The 20,179-nt window shown below is 35.8% G+C and carries 15 protein-coding genes and 2 riboswitches; of the genes, 12 read left to right on the top strand and 3 right to left on the bottom strand.

Annotated elements, in window-relative coordinates; genetic code table 11:
• Positions 1–5: 5 nt before the first annotated feature.
• Both ribF and AC4BB5_RS11345 read left to right on the top strand, forming a co-directional pair.
• Positions 6–953, top strand: coding sequence for a riboflavin biosynthesis protein RibF (gene ribF / locus AC4BB5_RS11350; protein WP_490456238.1), 948 nt, complete (start codon positions 6–8; stop codon positions 951–953).
• 255 nt (positions 954–1,208) lie between these two features.
• Positions 1,209–3,002, top strand: coding sequence for a glycerophosphodiester phosphodiesterase family protein (locus AC4BB5_RS11345; RefSeq protein WP_490456237.1), 1,794 nt, complete (start codon positions 1,209–1,211; stop codon positions 3,000–3,002).
• 112 nt (positions 3,003–3,114) lie between these two features.
• Here AC4BB5_RS11345 and AC4BB5_RS11340 read toward each other — a convergent pair whose 3' ends face one another.
• On the bottom strand, positions 3,115–4,005 hold the full coding sequence (locus AC4BB5_RS11340) for a LysR family transcriptional regulator (RefSeq protein ID WP_490456236.1): 891 nt from the start codon (positions 4,003–4,005) through the stop codon (positions 3,115–3,117).
• 27 nt (positions 4,006–4,032) lie between these two features.
• The gene (locus AC4BB5_RS11335; RefSeq protein WP_490456235.1) at positions 4,033–4,914 is read right to left on the bottom strand and encodes a LysR family transcriptional regulator; all 882 of its coding nucleotides are present in this window, start codon (positions 4,912–4,914) and stop codon (positions 4,033–4,035) included.
• Between the two features lie 617 nt (positions 4,915–5,531).
• Positions 5,532–5,702, top strand: a riboswitch (M-box (ykoK) riboswitch).
• 118 nt (positions 5,703–5,820) lie between these two features.
• Between AC4BB5_RS11335 and mgtA the strand changes: the two genes are divergently transcribed.
• The 6 genes from mgtA (at position 5,821) to dnaJ (ending at position 15,042) form a co-directional block, all read left to right on the top strand.
• Positions 5,821–8,481: a magnesium-translocating P-type ATPase gene (gene mgtA, locus AC4BB5_RS11330; RefSeq protein ID WP_490456234.1), complete on the top strand. Its 2,661-nt coding sequence runs from the start codon at positions 5,821–5,823 to the stop codon at positions 8,479–8,481.
• Positions 8,482–8,790: 309 nt separating this feature from the next.
• The gene (gene hemW / locus AC4BB5_RS11325; RefSeq protein WP_490459062.1) at positions 8,791–9,927 is read left to right on the top strand and encodes a radical SAM family heme chaperone HemW; all 1,137 of its coding nucleotides are present in this window, start codon (positions 8,791–8,793) and stop codon (positions 9,925–9,927) included.
• Between the two features lie 201 nt (positions 9,928–10,128).
• Positions 10,129–11,172 (top strand): heat-inducible transcriptional repressor HrcA, encoded by a 1,044-nt coding sequence (gene hrcA / locus AC4BB5_RS11320; protein ID WP_490456233.1) that lies wholly within the window; start codon positions 10,129–10,131, stop codon positions 11,170–11,172.
• A gap of 61 nt (positions 11,173–11,233) precedes the next feature.
• Positions 11,234–11,776: a nucleotide exchange factor GrpE gene (gene grpE / locus AC4BB5_RS11315; protein ID WP_490456232.1), complete on the top strand. Its 543-nt coding sequence runs from the start codon at positions 11,234–11,236 to the stop codon at positions 11,774–11,776.
• Between the two features lie 72 nt (positions 11,777–11,848).
• Positions 11,849–13,678: a molecular chaperone DnaK gene (gene dnaK / locus AC4BB5_RS11310; protein WP_010771895.1), complete on the top strand. Its 1,830-nt coding sequence runs from the start codon at positions 11,849–11,851 to the stop codon at positions 13,676–13,678.
• A gap of 200 nt (positions 13,679–13,878) precedes the next feature.
• Complete coding sequence (dnaJ, locus tag AC4BB5_RS11305) at positions 13,879–15,042, top strand: molecular chaperone DnaJ (protein WP_490456231.1); 1,164 nt, start codon at positions 13,879–13,881, stop codon at positions 15,040–15,042.
• Positions 15,043–15,107: 65 nt separating this feature from the next.
• On the opposite strand, the gene AC4BB5_RS11300 is transcribed toward dnaJ, so the two are convergent.
• Complete coding sequence (locus AC4BB5_RS11300) at positions 15,108–16,037, bottom strand: helix-turn-helix transcriptional regulator (RefSeq protein ID WP_490456230.1); 930 nt, start codon at positions 16,035–16,037, stop codon at positions 15,108–15,110.
• 137 nt (positions 16,038–16,174) lie between these two features.
• A riboswitch (adenosylcobalamin (AdoCbl) riboswitch) is annotated at positions 16,175–16,317 on the top strand.
• 239 nt (positions 16,318–16,556) lie between these two features.
• Here AC4BB5_RS11300 and AC4BB5_RS11295 point away from each other — a divergent pair.
• The 4 genes from AC4BB5_RS11295 to AC4BB5_RS11280 are packed head-to-tail and all read left to right on the top strand — an operon-like array spanning position 16,557 to position 20,091.
• Complete coding sequence (locus AC4BB5_RS11295) at positions 16,557–17,690, top strand: 1-propanol dehydrogenase PduQ (RefSeq protein ID WP_490456229.1); 1,134 nt, start codon at positions 16,557–16,559, stop codon at positions 17,688–17,690.
• 54 nt (positions 17,691–17,744) lie between these two features.
• A complete protein-coding gene (gene eutS, locus AC4BB5_RS11290; RefSeq protein ID WP_086313494.1) occupies positions 17,745–18,089 on the top strand; it encodes an ethanolamine utilization microcompartment protein EutS in 345 nt (114 codons plus the stop codon).
• Between the two features lie 18 nt (positions 18,090–18,107).
• Entirely contained in the window at positions 18,108–18,680 is a 573-nt protein-coding gene (locus tag AC4BB5_RS11285; protein ID WP_490456228.1) for an ANTAR domain-containing response regulator, read from the top strand.
• Positions 18,673–20,091 carry a sensor histidine kinase gene (locus AC4BB5_RS11280; protein WP_490456227.1) on the top strand — a complete coding sequence of 473 codons (1,419 nt, stop codon included), beginning with the start codon at positions 18,673–18,675 and terminating at the stop codon, positions 20,089–20,091. Before AC4BB5_RS11285 ends, AC4BB5_RS11280 begins: the two co-directional genes overlap by 8 nt.
• Positions 20,092–20,179 lie beyond the last annotated feature (88 nt).

Genomic DNA, 20,179 nt, shown 5'->3' with positions numbered 1-20,179 from the left:
TTTACATGCAGATCATTCCAATTCGACATCCATATAATTTAGAACAAATCCCAGCTGAAGACGTTGTCATGGTACTAGGCTTTTTTGATGGTGTTCATCGTGGACATCAAAAAGTAATTGAAACAGGAAAAAAGATTGCTGAGGACAAAGATTTAAAACTAGCAGTAATGACATTTAATCAACATCCTTCGATTGTTTTTCAAAAAGTTTTACCTGAGAATATGAAATATTTAACAAGCTTAGAGCAAAAAGAACAATTGATGGAAAACTTAGGAGTAGATATTTTATATGTAATCGAATTTACTTCAGCATTTGCGCATTTAGCGCCGCAAGAATTTGTGGATCAATATATTGTTGGACTGCATGCTACAGCAGCAGTTTCAGGATTTGATTATACTTATGGTCCAAAAGATATCGCAGATGTTGCTCATTTACCAGGTTATGCGAAAGATCGCTTTGAAGTGGTTACAGTAGGAAAAGAAGAGTTAGATGGAGCGAAAATTAGCTCGACACGTATTCGTGAATTAATGGAACAAGGTAAGATGGAAGAGGTCACTGAATTATTGGGTTATGTTTATGAAACGGATGGAACAGTTGTTCATGGAGATGCTAGAGGTCGTTTATTAGGCTTCCCTACCGCTAACATCAAAGTAAAGAGCACAGTGCGTTTGCCTAGAATCGGTGTGTATGCTGTGGAAATTAAAGTTGGGGATAAATGGCATGTTGGCATGGGTTCGATCGGTCACAATGATACGTTTGGTGATGGCCGTGAGCTAACTGTAGAAGTGTATATTTTAGATTTCCATCAAGATATTTATGGTGAGTATGTAACGGTTCGTTGGAATCATTATTTACGTGACCAAGTGAAATTTGATGGGGCAGAAAATTTGATTGTGCAGTTAAAACAAGATGAACAAGATACTGCAGATTACTTTTTGAACAATATTGATTAATCCTGCTTTAAATCTGATTATATTATCGCATTAGCAAGTTCCTAGTTTATAAACTGAAGAAGTAGCGATGCATTTGATTGCTGCTTGTTCAGTTTTATTGTTGTTTATGGAAAGTAGTTTCGCTTGAATGAAGATTGAAAGAGGAAACAATAGTATAAAAATTTGTAAAATAGCGAATCTGTTTACCTAGGATCAAAAGAAATTGGTATACTGTAAATACGATATTAAAGGAGAACTAACTATAAGGGGCATTGTATGAAAAAAAAGAAACGTGATAAAAGGAAAATAAAGTTGTTTGGACTTCTAACTTTATTTATACTATTTATTTTAGGTGGAACGGCTTTTTTTATTTGGTACTATTACAATCTAGATTATCAGGATAATTCTAATCCATCTTATGATGGGTATCGAGTTTCCCCAGTAAATTTAGAGGAATTTGCCATTAATTTTCGACAATCTGATGAGCCTTTATCAGCAGGAAGTCGTGTGAATTCTGAATTTATCGAGTCGTTGACGGATCCATGGTCGCAAGATGAATTAGTCAAATATCCAGCAACACGACCTATTTTTCGTTTACGAAATATGAATAATAAACAAACCATTTATAAAGTGATTGTAAATCTATCAAGTGTGAAACATATAGAAAAAGTTGAATTTCCAACTTTTGCAGAAGTGAATGGACCAAACGATTTGCAAATCCATCAAGCACAATATCATCCTAAAAGTAGTACGTGGGAAACTGATATTCCAATCAAGGAACATCAAGAAGCAGGACGATATCAGGTCAAACTATTGATTACAAAAGAAAATGGAAAAACTGAATTAGTTGATTTTGGTGAGTTTGTGGTTGATCAGCCTGGTATAGAAGCTGAAGTGGATAATGCAAACATTGGCAAAGGTCAGTTTGATGTAAATATTCAGACTAAAAGTGCTGCAGATATTGAAAAAATATTAGTTCCTGTGTGGTCTAAAGAGGATCAAAGTGATAAGAACATTTATGTGGGAGTCAAACAACTTGATGGCTCGTATAAAGTTCATGTCGATTATGAAGATTTTGATTTTAATAATGGGGTTTATCAAGCTAAAGCAGAATTAATCGCAATGAATGGATTAAAGGCTGAATGTGATGCCGGGACTGCTGAAATTGAATTGAGGCGTCCAGTTCGCATTCGAATTATGCAAGAAACAACACTGTTTCAGAACAGAAATTTATCTAAGTCTGCTAAACAATTACCCGCAAATAGCATGGCTTATGTGAAAGGAATCGTTTTTAATTCTGAAAAGAAAGTGTATCGAACAACGGAGGGCTATATTTCAGCTGAAAATATTGAAATTAGTGAAATGATGGATGATATTCGCTATGTAGCCCATCGCGGGAATCACAAAGTTGCACCTGAAAACTCTCTACCTTCTTTTCAACAATCCGATAGCTGGGGAATTGAAACAGATATTTGGTTGACAAAAGATAAGCAATGGGTAATCATGCATGATAGAACCGTTGATCGAATGACAAATGGTAAAGGGAAAATCAGTGATTTGACGTTAGCACAAATAAAAGCATTGCGAATCGATCAAGGATCGAATAAGGAAAGCTATTCGCAAGAGCAATTAGTTGTCCCTACACTGGAAGACTTTCTGGCGATCATGAATAATAAACAAAGTATTCCATTTATTGAAGTTAAAGCAAAAGATCTTGCTCCTGCTGATTATGATAGTCTAGCAAACCTAATTACTTCTTATGGTATGTCCAGTACAGCAGTGGTTATTTCATTTGATTACCCGAATTTAGTGGAAATGAAAAAGCGTCTCCCAGATACTCAAGTTCAGTTGTTAGCTAAAACTTTAGATGAACCAATGATTACTCAAATGAGTAGTTTAGGTGGAAATGCTGGTTTAGATATCAAGTATGAAAGTGTTGTTAATAGAGCAGATTTGATTGCTAAGGCTCAAAGTAAAGGCTTGTCGGTAAATTTATGGGGAGTCCCTCAAAACGAATTTAAGAAGATGGAAGCATTAGGGATAAATAATTTGACTACGGATTATGATTAACGATCGTTTAAGTTTTAATCTACGATCGTAACTTAAACGATTGTTATAATAAACCGTAATAAGCTAGGATGGAACTCTAAGAGTCCATCCTAGCTTGTTTTTTTCTGTAGATTCAATGAAATGAATTGCCAGTGAATGAAGCTAGAACCTGTTTCAATTTAGAACTCATATATTTATTTTTAAGAAAATATATTGACATCACTCTAAGCGGAAGGCTTTTGTGGTTGATTGAAGTGATATTCAATCCCTCTAAGTGGCACTCTAGATATTGTGGAACAATAGAAAAGGCATCTGTATTACTTACTGTATAAAGGATTAATTCGGTTGTATCGACTTGGCTATCATTTTTTTTTGAGCGTGTAGAAAGATTAGTCTGCATCCAATCATAAATAGTCTTTGTCTCAAGAAATTTTTGATTAAAGAAAACAAAAGGATAGTCATCAAATAAATCTAGAGTAATAGTTGAGTGCTCTAAAATTGGATGATCATTTCGCAGTATAAGTTGATATTCATTTGAATAAATATCGATTTTATTGATTGTTGACGGGATATTTTTTACAGAAGGAGCAATTCCGATGTCAGATTCTAAGGTTTCAAGGGACTTGAAAATATTATCTGAAACGATTATGTTTATCTGTAAATCTTGGTCCTCTTGAAGCAGAGTTGAAAGAGTGTCGTTTAACTTAAATTCTAAATCATTTAAGAAGAGAGACATGTTGATCGTCTTGGATGAATCTTTTGAAGGAGAAATATCATCAATTTCTTCATAAATATATAATAGTTCTTGCTTGATACGCCAGCAATGGGATTTAAGTATTTTTCCTGCTGGGCTGAGTTGACAGGTTGGACCGTTTCTATAAAATAAAGTAGTCCCAATTTCGTCTTCTAAATTGCGTATTTGTTTACTGAGTGCTGCTTGTGAAATTCCTAGTGAGTTACTTGCTCTGGTGAATTGCTTTTGTTCGCAAAGCGCTAAAAAATAGTTTAAGTGACTTAGCTCCACGGTATCGTTCCCCTTTCAAAGTATAAATTAAAAAATAAACTGAAGTTGATCAAGGAGTTCTTTGTGTGTATTGGAAAGCGGAAAACCTGAAGCGTAACCAATAGAAATATTTCTAAAAGGAGCATCAATGATTTCAATAGCAGAAACATTTAGGTAAAAAGGAAGTGAATCTACTAAAGAGTAAGGAAGAAGTGCTACTCCAAAATTTTGATCAACGAAGTTTAATATAGATATTGTTGATGGAAGTTCATAAGAACGATTTTTTTTAACTTCTGGATGGTTTGATAAGATCCATGAATCGATAATATTTTTTTCGAAAATTTGCTTTGAATAATGTATCAGAGGTATATTCAGTAATTGATTCGCTGATATTTCATTCAAATAGGCCAATGGGTTTTTATTGCTTGTGAAAACGACATAGGATTCAGAGAAAATCAATTCACTAGTTATTGCATCGTTGGTTTCTGAAAAAATACCAATTGCGATGTCAATATCTTTATTTTCTAGAGCGTCTTCTAAATTAGGATAATAGCTATAATCAAGTGAAACGGAGGGATAGCATTTCTGGAAATTCGTTAATACTTTAGCAATCAAATAGTCAGTGTCAGCCAAATTAGTCCCAATTTTGATGGTCGCTGTTTCTCCAGTATGAACAAGAAAGTTGATTTCAGCGATTGCCGTTTCGAATTCTTGAAAAATGACTTCCCCTCGCTTTTTTAACACGGAACCTGCTGGTGTTAGTGTATTATTGCCATAATCCCTTGTTATTAATTGCGCGTTTAGTTCCTGTTCTAGTTCTCGAATGTGGCTACTTAAATACGGTTGAGAAATACCCAGTTCCTCAGAAGTTCTCGCAAAACTTTTGTTTTTGGATAAGGCTAAAAAATAATCTAAGTGTTTTAGTTTCATGCTTTCCATCTCCTTCACTAAAAAACTAGTCTCATACAAGATAAAATAAGTTTTTCTAAAATAGTTCTTTTTTTGAAAAACTATATAAAAAATTAATAGTAAGAAAAAGGAAAAGCCCCCTTCCATTGGTAATAGCAGACCGATTGAAGGGGGCTTATCAGTGGAGTCTCCCACTGATAAGAAACGATAAACGTTTTGCTTATGTGCTGTAAATAGGTTATTTACTCGTACATTATAGTTTGAGAGACAAAGTTAAACCATCTCTTTTTGCTTATAGAAGTATTCCTTTTTGTATTCAAATATAGGGGCCAAAGATAAATATTTCTAGAGAAAATAAATCCCACTTCACTAGAAAAGCGAAGTGGGATTTATCAGAGTTTACATTGTAAAAAGGAGTATGGATTTATGCATAAACGAAATTGGGATGTTCGTCTATAGCATTATCATAACTAAAAAAGATGAATCAAACCATTCCTTTTTGTTTATACCTCTATTCTTTTTTTAGATGGTTTAGCAATGATTTCAAATAGGTTGCAGAACTATATACAAAAAAAGTTATAGTAATATAATTTTTTTAGTCTATAAAACAATAGCGTAAATCATTAGAATAAGAGTGTAATTCTTCTTGTTAGGTGAGGCTCCTATACAAACATAGGCTACTGCCCAAAAATGTCGAGAGACGCCAATGGGTAGAACAGGAATTGTCGAATGAAGGCTTTTCTTAAGGTAGCTAAAAGCAGATGCTTTTTACGTTGTATAGTGCCAAAACTCAACGATTATGAAGACTCACGGCAAAGCGTGCTGAGTTTTCAGTGCGCTCGTTTTTGTGTGGAAAGGATGTGGTTAATGTGCCAGAAGATAGTTCGATAAAACAGCAATCAACGAAAAGAAAAGAGGATAATCCAGATGCAAAAAGAAATGAAGAACATGATCCATGAAAAAGCCTACCAAAAATTAGCAAATCTATCTATTGATAAAGTTTTAGACAGCTTTTCCTCTTCGTGGGACGGGTTAAAAGCGAAAGAAGTAAATCGTTCAAAAGAGCAGTTTGGTGTCAATAAAATCACGGATGATAAAAAGAAATCAATTGTCTATACTGTTATAAAATCTTACGTCACACCCTTTACTGTTGTATTGATGGTTTTGGCAACAATTTCGTTTTTTACTGAATATGTTTATGCGGAACCAAGTGAAAAAGATATTGCTGGCGTTTTGATCATGCTTGTCATGGTTTTATTGAGTGGAACAATGACATTGGTTCAATCGGTAAAAACCAGCAATGCTGTCAATAAACTACAAAATATGATCCAAATCACCACAACGGTCACCAGAGAAAATAAAGAAATGGAAATTCCGATGGATGAAGTTGTTTGTGGTGACTTAGTGAAACTTTCAGCTGGGGATATGATTCCAGCGGATCTCCGTTTGATTCATGCGAAAGATTTATTTGTATCGCAATCGGCCATGACGGGTGAAAGTTTTCCAGTTGAAAAAAAAGTTAAAAATTTTGTTTCCACAAATAATAATCAGACAGATTACGAAAATCTGCTATTTTTAGGAAGTAATGTAGTCAGCGGTAGCGGAGTAGGAGTAGCAGTTCGGGTTGGTGACAACACGCTATTTGGGAAAATTGCACAAGATGTAGCGGATGATAAGAAAAAAACTAGTTTTGAATTAGGCGTGAATAAAACCACTTGGTTGTTGATTCGTTTTATGATGGTTATTACACCAGCAGTCTTTTTGATCAATGGCATCACTAAGGGGAACTGGAGTGAAGCGTTGATGTTTGCCATTGCAACAGCTGTTGGACTAACACCAGAAATGTTACCAATGATTGTGACGACTAATTTGGTCAAAGGGTCTAGAGATATGGCAAAAGAAGGCACAATCATGAAAAATGTCAATGCTATTCAAAATTTTGGTGCTATGGATATTTTATGTACAGATAAAACAGGAACATTAACACAAGATAAAGTGATTTTAGAATATCATTACAACACTTCATGTCAAGAAGATCGAGAAGTTCTGCAATCAGCATTTTTAAATAGTTATTTTCAAACAGGTCTTCGTAATTTGATTGATAAAGCAATCATTGAAGCGACTACAAAGGAGCTATCGATCGATGAAGAGGACTACTTTAAAATCGATGAAATTCCGTTCGATTTTAATCGTAGAAGAATGAGCGTCGTAATCAAAAATAGAAGATCAAATCAAAGCTTCTTGATCACTAAAGGAGCAATTGAAGAAATGTTGCAAGCCTGTTCTCATATCAATCAGAGCGGAGAGATTGTTCCAATAACTCCGAAAATAAAAAAACAAGTATTAAAAACTGTCAACGAATTAAATGAGGATGGTTTGCGCGTGTTAGCAATTGCAGATAAAGAAGTCAACAATCAATTAGATGACTATTCAGTTGGAGACGAAAAAGAACTAATCCTACAAGGATATCTGGCATTCTTAGATCCACCTAAAGAAACGGCATCAAAAGCTATCAAAGCGCTGAAAAATAATGGTGTTTCAGTGAAAATTTTAACAGGTGATAATGAGTTAGTCACTCGCTCAGTCTGTAAAGAGGTTGGGCTAGGTGCTGAAAAAATGATCAATGGTTCAGCTCTTGCTAGGCTTTCTGAGACTGAATTAGAACAAACGGTCAATGAATACAATATCTTCACAAAAGTAACCCCTGATCAAAAAACAAAAATCGTCAAAGCCTTGAAAAAAAATGAACAAACCGTTGGCTTCATGGGTGATGGAATCAATGATGCTGGAGCGATGAAGGTGTCAGATGTTGGAATTTCTGTCGATACCGCAGTTGACATTGCCAAAGAGTCGGCAGATGTCATTTTATTACAAAAAGACCTGATGGTTTTAGAAAAAGGAATCATATCAGGTCGCCGAGTATTTAGTAATACAATGAAGTATATCAAAATGACTGCAAGTTCAAATTTTGGTAATGTATTTTCTGTTATTCCGGCGAGTATCTTTTTACCGTTTCTCCCAGTGGCACCAATTCAATCACTTTTTTTGAATTTGATTTATGATACATCATGTATGTCTGTTCCATGGGATAATGTGGATGCAGAATATGTCGAAAAACCCAAAAAATGGGAAGCTAAATCAATTGGTTCATTCATGAGATGGTTTGGACCAACAAGCTCTGTTTTTGATATCGTAACGTATTTATTTATGTACTTTATTATTTGTCCAGCGATTTTAGGTGGTAGCTTCTTCTCGCTAACTGCTGATAAGCAACTGGTATTTATCGCTGTTTTCCATGCAGGTTGGTTCATTGAATCACTATGGTCACAAATGTTAGTGCTTCATGTATTGAGAACCCCTAAGATTCCTTTTCTTCAAAGCAGAGCATCTGGCATTTTAACATTGGTTACGTCAATTGGTATTTTACTTGGAACAATCTTACCATTCACAAATTTAGGTGCAAGTATCGGTTTTGCACCTCTGTCAGGAAATTACTTCTTCTATTTGATTCCAACAATCATCGCGTATTTACTTTTAGTAACAATCATTAAAAAAATATATATGAGAAAGTACCGAGAACTCCTATAACTGGGTGTAAAAAAGTATTGAAAAAGAGGAGCTATTAATCAAACAGTAAGGCAGTATCGAGTTTGCGATATTTCCTTGCTGTTTTTATCTTATAGAGAGTAAAGTAGACTATTTTATTACTGAATATGTTAAGATAAGAGACGTGTTCTAAAAACACTGTAAGTATAGATTGTTTAGACTAATAGAGCATACTAAAATTTAATAGAAGAAAGTCAAAATAGATAAGTGAGATACTTTATTGAGATTCCTTTACTAATAAAAATGGAGCGACTTCTATGAATTGGAGGAAAAAAATTGAAAAATGATAAAATGTCAGCCTATATACATATTCCGTTTTGTGAACACATCTGTTACTACTGTGATTTTAACAAGGTATTTTTAGAAGGTCAGCCGGTAGATGAGTATATTCAAAGTCTTTTGACAGAGATCCGTTTAACCAAAGAACAATATCCAAGTAATAATACTGAAACGATCTATATTGGAGGCGGAACACCAACTTCGCTTTCGGCGAAGCAATTAGCTATTCTATTGAAAGGTGTGCGCGAGCTTTTGCCTTTTGATGATAAAAATGAATTTACCGTAGAAGCAAATCCTGGCGATTTGACCCAGGAGAAGTTACAGGTAATGAAAGAATATGGTGTAAATCGCTTGTCGATGGGTGTTCAGACATTCGATAATCAGCTACTAAAAAAAATTGGACGAAAACATACGGCTGAAGATGTCTATGAAACGATGAAATTTTTAGAGAAAGAAGACTTTTTAAATGTGAGCATCGATTTGATCTATGCTTTGCCTGGGCAAACGTTAGAAGGATTTAGAGATACGTTAAGACGTGCGATCGAACTTGATTTACCGCACTATTCACTTTATTCTTTGATTTTGGAGAATAAAACAATGTTTATGAACTGGGTACGTCAAGGTCGCTTACAATTGCCGGATCAAGAAGTTGAAGCGCAGATGTTTGAAGAAACCATTATAGCAATGGAGAAAGCTGGACGTCCCCAATATGAAGTTAGTAATTTTGCATTAAAGGGTCAAGAAAGTCAGCACAATTTGGTTTATTGGAACAACGATCATTATTACGGATTTGGTGCTGGAGCGAGTGGTTATTTAGGGCATACACGCTATCGCAATCACGGACCGATCCAACATTATCTAAAGCCGTTAAGAGAAAATCAACTACCAACTGTTGAAACAGAAATATTGACACTAAACAATCAAATGGAAGAAGAACTTTTCTTAGGATTACGAAAGATGAGTGGTGTATCAAAATTACGATTTAAAGAAAAATTTGGTGTATCATTGAATCAAGTATATGAACGTACGATTCCGAACTTGGTTCAAAAAGGACTGTTAATTGAAAATGAAAGCCATATCCAGCTCACGGAACAGGGTCTTTTTGTTGGGAATGACGTGTTTGAAGAATTTCTGATTGATAAAGAATGATAAAGTAGTATTTATCGATACAATTAAGAACGAAACTAGAGTTAAAACTCCATTAGTTTCGTTTTTTTTTATTGTTTTAGCACTCAGATATAAAGAGTGCTAAAAAAGTGTGTTTTTCTCTTGACAATTTTGAAAGAAATTGCTATATTAATAATTGTATTAGCACTTGAACAACATGAGTGCTAATGAAGGGTGGTAACTATGATAACAGAAAGACAAAAGAATATTTTGCGACTTATCATCCAAGAATACACGAATACAGGAACTCCTGTAGGATCAAAGAAATTGATGGAAGAAGGAATCAAGTCAAGTTCTGCAACGATTCGTAATGATATGAAAGCCTTAGAAGAACATGGATTGCTGTTAAAAACGCACTCGTCGTCTGGCAGAATTCCTTCAATGGATGGTTATCGTTATTATGTGGATCATTTACTAAGCCCCGCTGAAGTTGAACATGATGAATTAGAAACAATTCGTCGTTCTTTTGGCAAAGAGTTCCATGAAATCAATGATATCATTGAACAATCGGCTGAGATCCTTTCGGATTTGACTAGCTATACAGCATTTTCGTTAGGCCCAGAAGTAAAAGAACGAAGGCTAACAGGTTTTCGGATCGTTCCTTTGAATGAGCGACAAATTATTGCTGTAATCGTTACAGATAAAGGCAATGTTGAAAGCCAAGTATTTGCAATTCCTGCTTCTGTTTCCAGCCAAGATTTAGAAAAGATGACGCAAATCATCAATGATAAGCTTGTCGGACAACCGTTATTGACTGTTTATCATCGACTGAGGACGGAAATTCCGATGATTTTACATCGATATTTTCAAACGCCTGAAGGGATGATGAATTTATTCGATGCAATGTTAGGGCATGCTTTTGAAGAAAAAGTTTTTGTTAGTGGCCGTATGAATGTATTGGATTTTGGAATGAAGCAAGACATTGATCAATTAAAATCTGTTTATTCATTTATGCAAAATACGGATGCACTCACACATTTATTGTCGACAGATGAAAAGACCGATACTCAAATAGCAATTCGAATCGGTTCAGAAATAGGCAATGATTTGCTTGATAACATGAGTATGATCACCGCGACCTATGAAGTGACAGGTCACGGTAAAGGGACCATTGCATTATTAGGACCTACTAGTATGCCATATTCAAAAATGTTTGGTTTAGTGGATGTTTTCCGCCATGAACTAGCTTCAAAACTTGGTGCTTATTATCGTTTTCTTGATGAATAAGTAAAAAGTTAAAATATAGAATTTTATTAATTCTACGGAAATGAGAAGGGAAGTTGCCAGAGTGAGTAAGAAAGAAGAAACAAATGAAGAAATACAAGAAGAACATATGGAAGCTATCGATGATTCAGGAGTTTCAGAAGTAGAAGCTGAAATGACTGAATTAGAAAATGCTCAAGCTGAATTATCAGAAATGGAAGATAAGTTTCTTAGAGCACGTGCTGAAATTGCTAATATGAGCAATCGTTTTAAAAATGAACGTGAACTACTGGTTCGTTACCGATCGCAAGACTTAGGAAAAAAATTATTACCTTCGATCGATAATCTAGAACGTGCGATGGCAATTGAAGTGGATGATGAACAAGGAGCAAGCCTTAAAAAAGGTATTTCAATGGTTCTTGAAAGTTTACAAGCAGCATTGAAAGAAGAGGGTATCGAAGAAATCCCGACAATGGGTGAAGTTTTCGATCCTAATTTACATCAAGCAGTCCAAACGATTCCAGCAAGTGATGAAACACCTGCGGATACTATCGTTGAAGTGTTGCAAAAAGGGTATAAATTACATGACCGCGTTTTACGAGCAAGCATGGTAATTGTTGCACAATAGCAACCAAGTTAAGATGCTTGTATTATATAAATTGAATATTAAAATCAAAATGAAGATAGGAGATCATTAATTATGAGTAAAATTATTGGTATTGACTTAGGAACAACAAACTCAGCAGTTGCAGTATTAGAAGGTGGAGAAGCAAAAATCATTGCAAATCCAGAAGGTAACCGTACAACACCTTCAGTAGTATCATTTAAAAATGGTGAAATCCAAGTTGGTGAAGTTGCAAAACGTCAAGCTGTAACAAACCCGCATACAATTGCATCAATCAAACGTCATATGGGCGAAGCTGGCTATAAAGTAGAAGCGGACGGTAAATCATATACACCACAAGAAATTTCTGCGATGATTTTACAATACTTAAAAGGCTTTGCAGAAGAATATCTAGGTGAAAAAGTTGATAAAGCAGTTATCACAGTTCCAGCTTACTTTAACGATGCACAACGTCAAGCAACAAAAGACGCTGGTAAAATCGCTGGGTTAGAAGTTGAACGTATCGTTAACGAACCAACGGCTGCAGCATTAGCGTATGGTTTAGATAAAACAGATAAAGATGAAAAAGTTTTAGTATTTGACCTTGGTGGTGGTACTTTTGACGTATCGATCCTTGAATTAGGTGATGGTGTGTTCGACGTATTATCAACTGCCGGTGACAACGAACTAGGTGGAGATGACTTTGATAACAAAATCATCGATTACATGGTGGCTGAATTCAAAAAAGAAAACGGTGTTGATTTATCTAAAGATAAAATGGCTGTTCAACGTTTGAAAGACGCTGCAGAAAAAGCGAAAAAAGATTTATCAGGTGTTACATCAACACAAATCAGCTTGCCGTTTATCACAGCAGGAGACGCTGGTCCATTGCATTTAGAAATGAACTTAACTCGTGCTAAATTTGATGAATTAACAAGTGATTTAGTAGAACGGACAAAAACACCTGTACGTCAAGCATTGAAAGATGCTGGGTTGAACCCATCTGAAATCGACGAAGTGATCTTAGTTGGTGGATCTACACGTATTCCAGCTGTTGTAGAAGCTGTACGTAAAGAAACAAACAAAGAACCTAACAAATCAGTAAACCCAGACGAAGTAGTAGCAATGGGTGCTGCAATTCAAGGTGGCGTAATCACTGGTGATGTTAAAGATGTCGTATTATTAGACGTAACACCATTATCATTAGGTATCGAAACAATGGGTGGCGTATTTACTAAATTGATCGATCGTAATACAACGATTCCAACAAGTAAATCACAAGTCTTCTCAACCGCAGCAGACAATCAACCAGCCGTTGATATCCATGTATTACAAGGTGAACGCCCAATGTCAGCAGATAACAAAACATTAGGTCGTTTCCAATTAACAGATATTCCAGCCGCTCCTCGTGGTGTGCCACAAATCGAAGTAAGTTTTGATATCGATAAAAATGGTATCGTAAATGTACGTGCGAAAGATTTAGGAACACAAAAAGAGCAAACAATTACAATCAAATCATCTTCAGGTTTATCAGATGATGAAATCGAACGTATGGTGAAAGATGCTGAATCTAATGCTGAAGCAGATAAAGCGCGTAAAGAAGAAGTTGACTTACGTAACGATGTTGATGCTTTGTTGTTCACTGTTGATAAAACATTGAAAGAATTAGAAGGCAAAGTAGATGCTGATGAAGTGAAAAAAGCAGAAGATGCTCGTGATGAGTTAAAAGCAGCTGTTGAAGCAAACGATATCGAACAAATGAAAGAAAAACGTGATTCATTAAACGAAATCGTTCAAAACTTAACAGTAAAACTTTATGAACAAGCAGCGCAACAACAAGCGCAAGAAAATCCTGAAGCTGCACAAGGTGGAGCAGATGATGTTGTAGATGCTGACTTTGAAGAAGTAGAAGGCGACGATAAATAATCGTTAACAAGCTGGCAAAGACCAAAGTCATCGCTTTGGTCTTTGCCTATCTTTATTTGTAAACAATGTTGGCTAGCAAATCAAGTGCAGCTATTTTTCTTTTGCGTGATTTGTGGTATGATTACAACGATGTTTTTATACAAATAAGTTAGCGTCGATTCTTTTTTAGAATAAATGGAATAATAGTTGGAGGGGAACTAATGGCTACGAAAAGAGATTATTATGAAGTGCTTGGCCTTGCCAAAGGTGCTTCAGATGATGAAATAAAAAAAGCTTACCGTAAGCTTTCTAAGCAATATCACCCAGATATCAATAAAGAAGCAGATGCAGAAGACAAATTCAAAGAAGTTTCTGAAGCGTATGAAGTCTTAAGCGATCCTCAAAAGAAAGCAGCGTATGATCAATATGGTCATGCAGGCACTGATCCAAATTATGGCGGCGGCGGTGGTTTCGGCGGCTTTGGCGGTGGCGGCTTCTCAAGTAGCGGTTTTGGTGGATTTGAAGATATTTTCGATTCATTCTTTGGTGGCGGTTCGCGTAGTGTGGATCCTTCAGCACCAAGACAAGGGTCTGATTTGCAATATACAGTCAACCTTAAGTTTGAAGAAGCTATTTTTGGTGTAGAAAAAGAAATCAAGTACAACCGTGAAGATAATTGTAGTACTTGTGGTGGTAACGGAGCTAAACCAGGTACGCATCCAGAAACATGTCACAAGTGTCATGGATCAGGATCAGTCAACGTTGAACGTCAAACGCCACTTGGTCGCGTGATGAGTCGGCAAACGTGTGATGTTTGTCATGGTACGGGGAAAGAAATCAAAGATCCTTGTCCAACGTGTCATGGAACTGGGCATGAGAAAAAAGCGCATAAAGTGAAAGTCAATGTTCCAGCTGGAGTAGAAGATGGACAACAAATGCGTTTGGCCAATCAAGGAGAAGCTGGTATCAATGGTGGACCTTATGGTGATCTTTATGTTGTGTTCAGCGTAGAAGATAGCAATATTTTTGACCGAGAAGGTTCTGAAATTTACTACGATTTACCACTAAGTTTTGTACAAGCAGCGCTTGGCGATGAAGTCAAAGTACCAACTGTTCATGGGGACGTGAAGTTGAAAATCCCTGCTGGTACTCAGACAGAAACAAACTTCCGTTTAAGAGGCAAAGGTGCACCACGCTTGCGAGGTGGCGCTAATGGGGACCAACATGTGAAGGTCAAAATCATTACACCTAAAAACTTAAATGATGAACAAAAAGAAGCATTACGTACATTTGCTAAAGCTGGCGGTCAAACTGTAAGTGAACAGCAAGAAGAAGGTTTCTTTGATAAAATGAAAGACGCTTTTGGCGGTAAGAAAAAGAAATAAAAATACGAAAGCTTCTCAAGCTGTACTAAAATTGGTACAGTCTGAGAAGCTTTTTTCTAGTCTGATTATTGGTAAAGTTCGAGCAAATTTTCGATCCGTCTTTTTAATTCGTCTCTAACGTGTCGTGGCTTAAGGCATTCGCATTGATTTCCAAATCCTAAAAGTAAATTGTAACCAAATTCATCTTCCATAAAAGGAAACTTAACAATCAAAGATCCTGAGTCAGTAGAAGAAAAATTCAGTTGTCCAAATTTATCGATTAGTTGTTCTTTGACCTTATGTGTCACTTTAAGAGTTATGGTCGTAAAATCTTTACCATAAAAAGGTTCTTTTCCTAATGGTTTAGGCTGGAAATTTCTAGGGGCAAAAGAGGTCGGTAATAACGCCAAATTAGTCATCCTAGAAATTTTAAAGGTACGAAAATCAGATTTTTCAGTGCAATAAGATTGTAAATACCAACTTATTTCTTTTAAAACAAGTCGATAAGGTTCGACGAGTCGGGTTGTTTTACGTCCTTGGTTGTCCTCGTAATCAAAGCGCAATAAACGTTGTTGATCCATACCAGATTTTATGACTTCTAAAAGCGGCTGTAGGGTGTAGTTGCTAGTCCATGGAGTGAGGTCAATTGCTATTTGGTTTGTCTTGAACTCGATTTCTTCCATAAAACCTGCTGGGACGAGTGTTTTTATTTTTTCAAATGTTTGGCTTATTTGGATAGGTGATACATTTGTTGATAAACTTTCTAAAGCAATCAATAATGAAGTGATGTCTGCTGACGTAAAAAACTGTTTATCTATTTTATAGTTATCCATAATTTGGATACCGCCATTTACACCAGGAGACGTAGTTACTGGTATGCCAGCTTCACTGAGCGAATTGATATCTCGATAAATGGTTCGAACTGAAACTTCTAATGTTTCAGCTAACTGGGAAGCGCTAATTTGTTTTTTATCTAACAAAATCATGATTATCGCAAGTAGTCGTTCAGTTTTCATAAAAGCACCTCTTTTTTATTTGGCGTAGTGCTTTCATTATAACGAAAAAATAGCAGCTTGAGGAGAAAAAATCAGAAGAGATTTTGCTAGAAAAAAACTTGTTTCTTTTTTTGATTGTGATATAATACAAATGTAGAAATTGAATATGTATTGATTTAGATGGAAATTTGGTTAGATTCCAATACGGTCCCGCCACTGTAATGAGCAGTAATGCTATAAGTCAGGTCTTTCTATATTAATATCCCGTACTATTGTTTCGAGGCAAAACAATAGGGCACATTGAACATACTCTTCAGGATGGACTCTTTCTGAATGGTATACACAAAAATGTGGCGTATGTACGATGAAGTACAGTGCAACGGTTGAAGCCTTATTTTTGTGTTCAAAAATCAATAAAGTAAGATAATCTGAATAAATTAAAAGCACAAAGTAGTGTTTTTTTAGCAAGCAAAGAAGCTGTGAAGAAGATGATAGACGTCTTTTTTGCGGTTTTTTTTGAAGAAATGAAAGGAGAATCACATGGAAACAATTACTTTTCCAACTAAGCTCCATATCGGTGAACAGGTTCTTGAAGGACTGAATATGTATGAAAATCAACGAATTTTTATCGTAACAGATCCTTTTATGGTCCAGTCTAATAAGATCGAGCAAGTCACAACGCATCTTATCCAAAAAAATGAACTGAAAATTTTTAGTAACGTTGTTCCTGACCCGCCAATTGAAAACGTTATAGGTGGCATCGAATCAATGAAAGCCTTTGCGCCAACAATTCTTCTTGCAGTTGGTGGTGGCTCACCGATTGATGCTGCAAAAGCAATGAAATTTTTTGCACAACAGTTAGGAGAAATCACTGACTTAACTTTCATTGTTATACCAACAACTAGTGGCACGGGTTCTGAAGTGACAAATTTTTCTGTGATCACGAATCAAGATAAGGGCGTGAAATATCCATTAGTGACGTCTGAGATCCAACCAAATGAAGCTTACTTAGCATCTGAATTGGTGATAAGTGCGCCAAGAAATATTACAGCTGATACTGGGATGGATGTGTTAACGCATGCGCTTGAAGCCTATGTCTCAACTAAAGCAAACGTATTCTCTGATGCTTTATGTGAGAAAGTTGTTGTTCTTGTATTTGAAAACTTAGTGAGATGTTACAAAAATGGTGAAGATTTAAAGGCTCGTGAGCAAATGCATTATGCTTCTTGTATGGCAGGTATGGCGTTCAATTTAACCTCTCTAGGTATTAACCATGGGATTGCACATGCTGCGGGAGCTAAATTACATGTCCCTCATGGACGATTAAATACACTCTTACTGAGTGAAGTAATCCAATATAATGCGGGATGTGGTCATTTCAATCACTCATATAATGAGCGGACAGCTGCGAAGTATGCATATTTAGCTAAATTAATTGGCTATGAAAAATCAACGGCAAAAATAGGGGTTAAGCAGTTGGTTCGAGCAATTGAGCAGTTAAAGAAACAACTTGCAATGCCCAGTAGTCTGAAACAAGCTGGAGTGAGTTCGGAGATTTTTGATCAATTCAAAGGTGAAATTGCTGAAGGCGCTTTGCTTGATGGATGTACCCAAACGAATCCTAGAGTTCCTGCAAGAGCAGAAATCGAACAAATTTTGGATAATATTAAATAAAGTTTTAGTTTAATCAATATACTGTAAATCAGTAAAGAAAAAGAGGTGGACTTATTGACTGAAAAACAACGGATGATTCAAGAATATGTCCCTGGTAAACAAATAACATTGGCGCATATTATTGCAAATCCTAATCCGGAAATTTATGAAAAACTAGGGCTGATCGATGTAGAGACGAATGCAATCGGCATCTTAACAATCACGCCTAGTGAAGCGGCGATCATCGCAGTTGATATTGCGACAAAAGCTGGTGATATAAAAATTGGTTTTATCGATCGTTTCAGTGGGTCAGTTGTCATCACTGGAGATGTTTCATCGGTAGAATCAGCATTATCGGAAGTACTTGTTGGATTAGGCACTATTTTAGGATTTAATGAGACCCACATCACAAAAACATAAAGAAAAGGATGAGCCATTATGAACGGAAGAATTGTCATTGTAGACGATGAACCTATTACAAGAATGGATATCAGGGGAATGTTGGAAGCCGAAAACTACAATGTAGTAGCAGAAGCAGCAGACGGGATAGAAGCAATCGAAGTCTGTAAACAACATCAGCCCGATCTAGTTATCATGGATATCAGCATGCCACTTTTAGACGGTTTGAAAGCCAGTAAGAAGATTTTAGCTGAGAAATATGCTAAAGCAATCATTTTATTAACTGCCTATAGTGATAAAGAAAATATTGAGAAGGCAAAAAAATATGGAATTAGTGGTTATTTGATCAAACCTATCATGGAAAAATCTTTAACGCCTATGGTCGAAGTGGCAATTGCGACAGGAACTAAGACGAGAGAATACGAAGTATCACTTGAAAAATTGACAAAGAAATTATCTGATCGAAAATTGATCGAAAAAGCAAAAGGGATCATTATGATCGAACAGAATATGTCAGAAGACCAAGCGTATCAGTTGTTAAGAGATTTGAGTATGAACAAACGATGTCCGATAGCTGAAATTGCAGAAATGTTTGTGGCTGCAGATGACTGATTTTAAAATAAAAATCAAACAATTGTGCAATAAATATACAGATTTATCTATGGAAGATATCGAAGAACTAATTTCTCAAGCTGAAAAAATTCTTTCAAGGCATTTATATCCTGATAACGATGTTTTTATTGATGTAATGAATGAACTAACAGGGGATGCAATCGTTGTGTTCCAGCGTCCACCGCTTTCTAAAAATTCGCTATACTCAAAAGATATTGTGGGACAAAAAGCGAAACGTAAAAACGAAGCAGCTGTTTATCGAACCTTTGAAACCTCTTTAAATACAGTTGGATTACTTGCCCGCTCACAAGAAAATGTTATGGTCCGTCAACGAGTGTATCCGATTCGTAACCAGCGAAAAAATATTGGTGTCGTGATCGTTGAAGATTCAGTGGATGAAAAGATGAAGCATTTTTTGGTTGCTCAAAGTGAGGCTGAAAACTATGAAAATAGTCCTATATCCATCACCTCTAAAGATTTTGTAACGGACAATATTGATGAAGGAATTTTGATATTTAATCGTAAAGGTTATTTGGTTCAGATGAATCGAGCCGCAGAATCCTACTATCACGGTTTTGGTTATTTGGATGATATTCTTGGGATGCATTATGACAATCTCTCGTTGGATATGTCAACTTTTGAACAATTAAATTACTTGCGCTCTCGAAACGATGCACCTGGATCGATGGAAAAAGAAATCAAATTTGGGAATTTGTACTTTGAAATGAAATATATTTTTGATGAAGCAGAAGGAACGGTGATCGTGATCATTCATGATGTCACTGAAGTGAGAAAAAAAGAAGCAGAAATCAGTGATAAAGCCGTTGTGATCAAGGAAATCCATCATCGTGTGAAAAACAATCTGCAAAGCGTGGTCTCGATTTTAAGAATTCAAGCAAGACGTTGTTCAACTGATGAAGCTAAAAAAGTATTGACCGAAAGTGTTTACCGAATCATGGCTATTGCGAGAACCCATGAGTTATTGTCCAAACAGTTGGAAGACAATATCTCATTGAAGTCCGTTTTAGACTCGGTCATAGAAAATATGCATCATTGTTACGAAGAGCTTTATCACATTACGATGGAAGCAGAAATCGATGATCAACTTATTTTGGAAAGCGATATTGTTGTAACGATTGCTTTAGTAGTCAATGAGTTGATCCAAAACTGCTATGATCATGCCTTTTTAAATCGGAATCACGGGATGATTAAAGTGACGGTTTATGAAAAAGACGAATATGTTTATATTTCAATTGAAGATGACGGAATTGGCTATAAAACAGAGGATACCAAACAAAATAACCTAGGGCTGCAAATCGTGACTAGTTATGTAAAAGAGAAGTTACGTGGCAAGCTAGAAGTAAATTCTGATCAAAACGGAACGAAAACATTTTTCTATTTTAAAAAATAAGAATAGAGGATAAACAAGGTCGTTTATCTAGACAAGCAAAGACGCTTAAAAAACTCTTTTAGAGGTTTTTTAAGCGTCTTTTTTATAG

Source organism: Enterococcus sp. AMC1252 (assembly GCF_058216515.1).
This window is presented reverse-complemented; position numbering and strand designations above follow the sequence as displayed.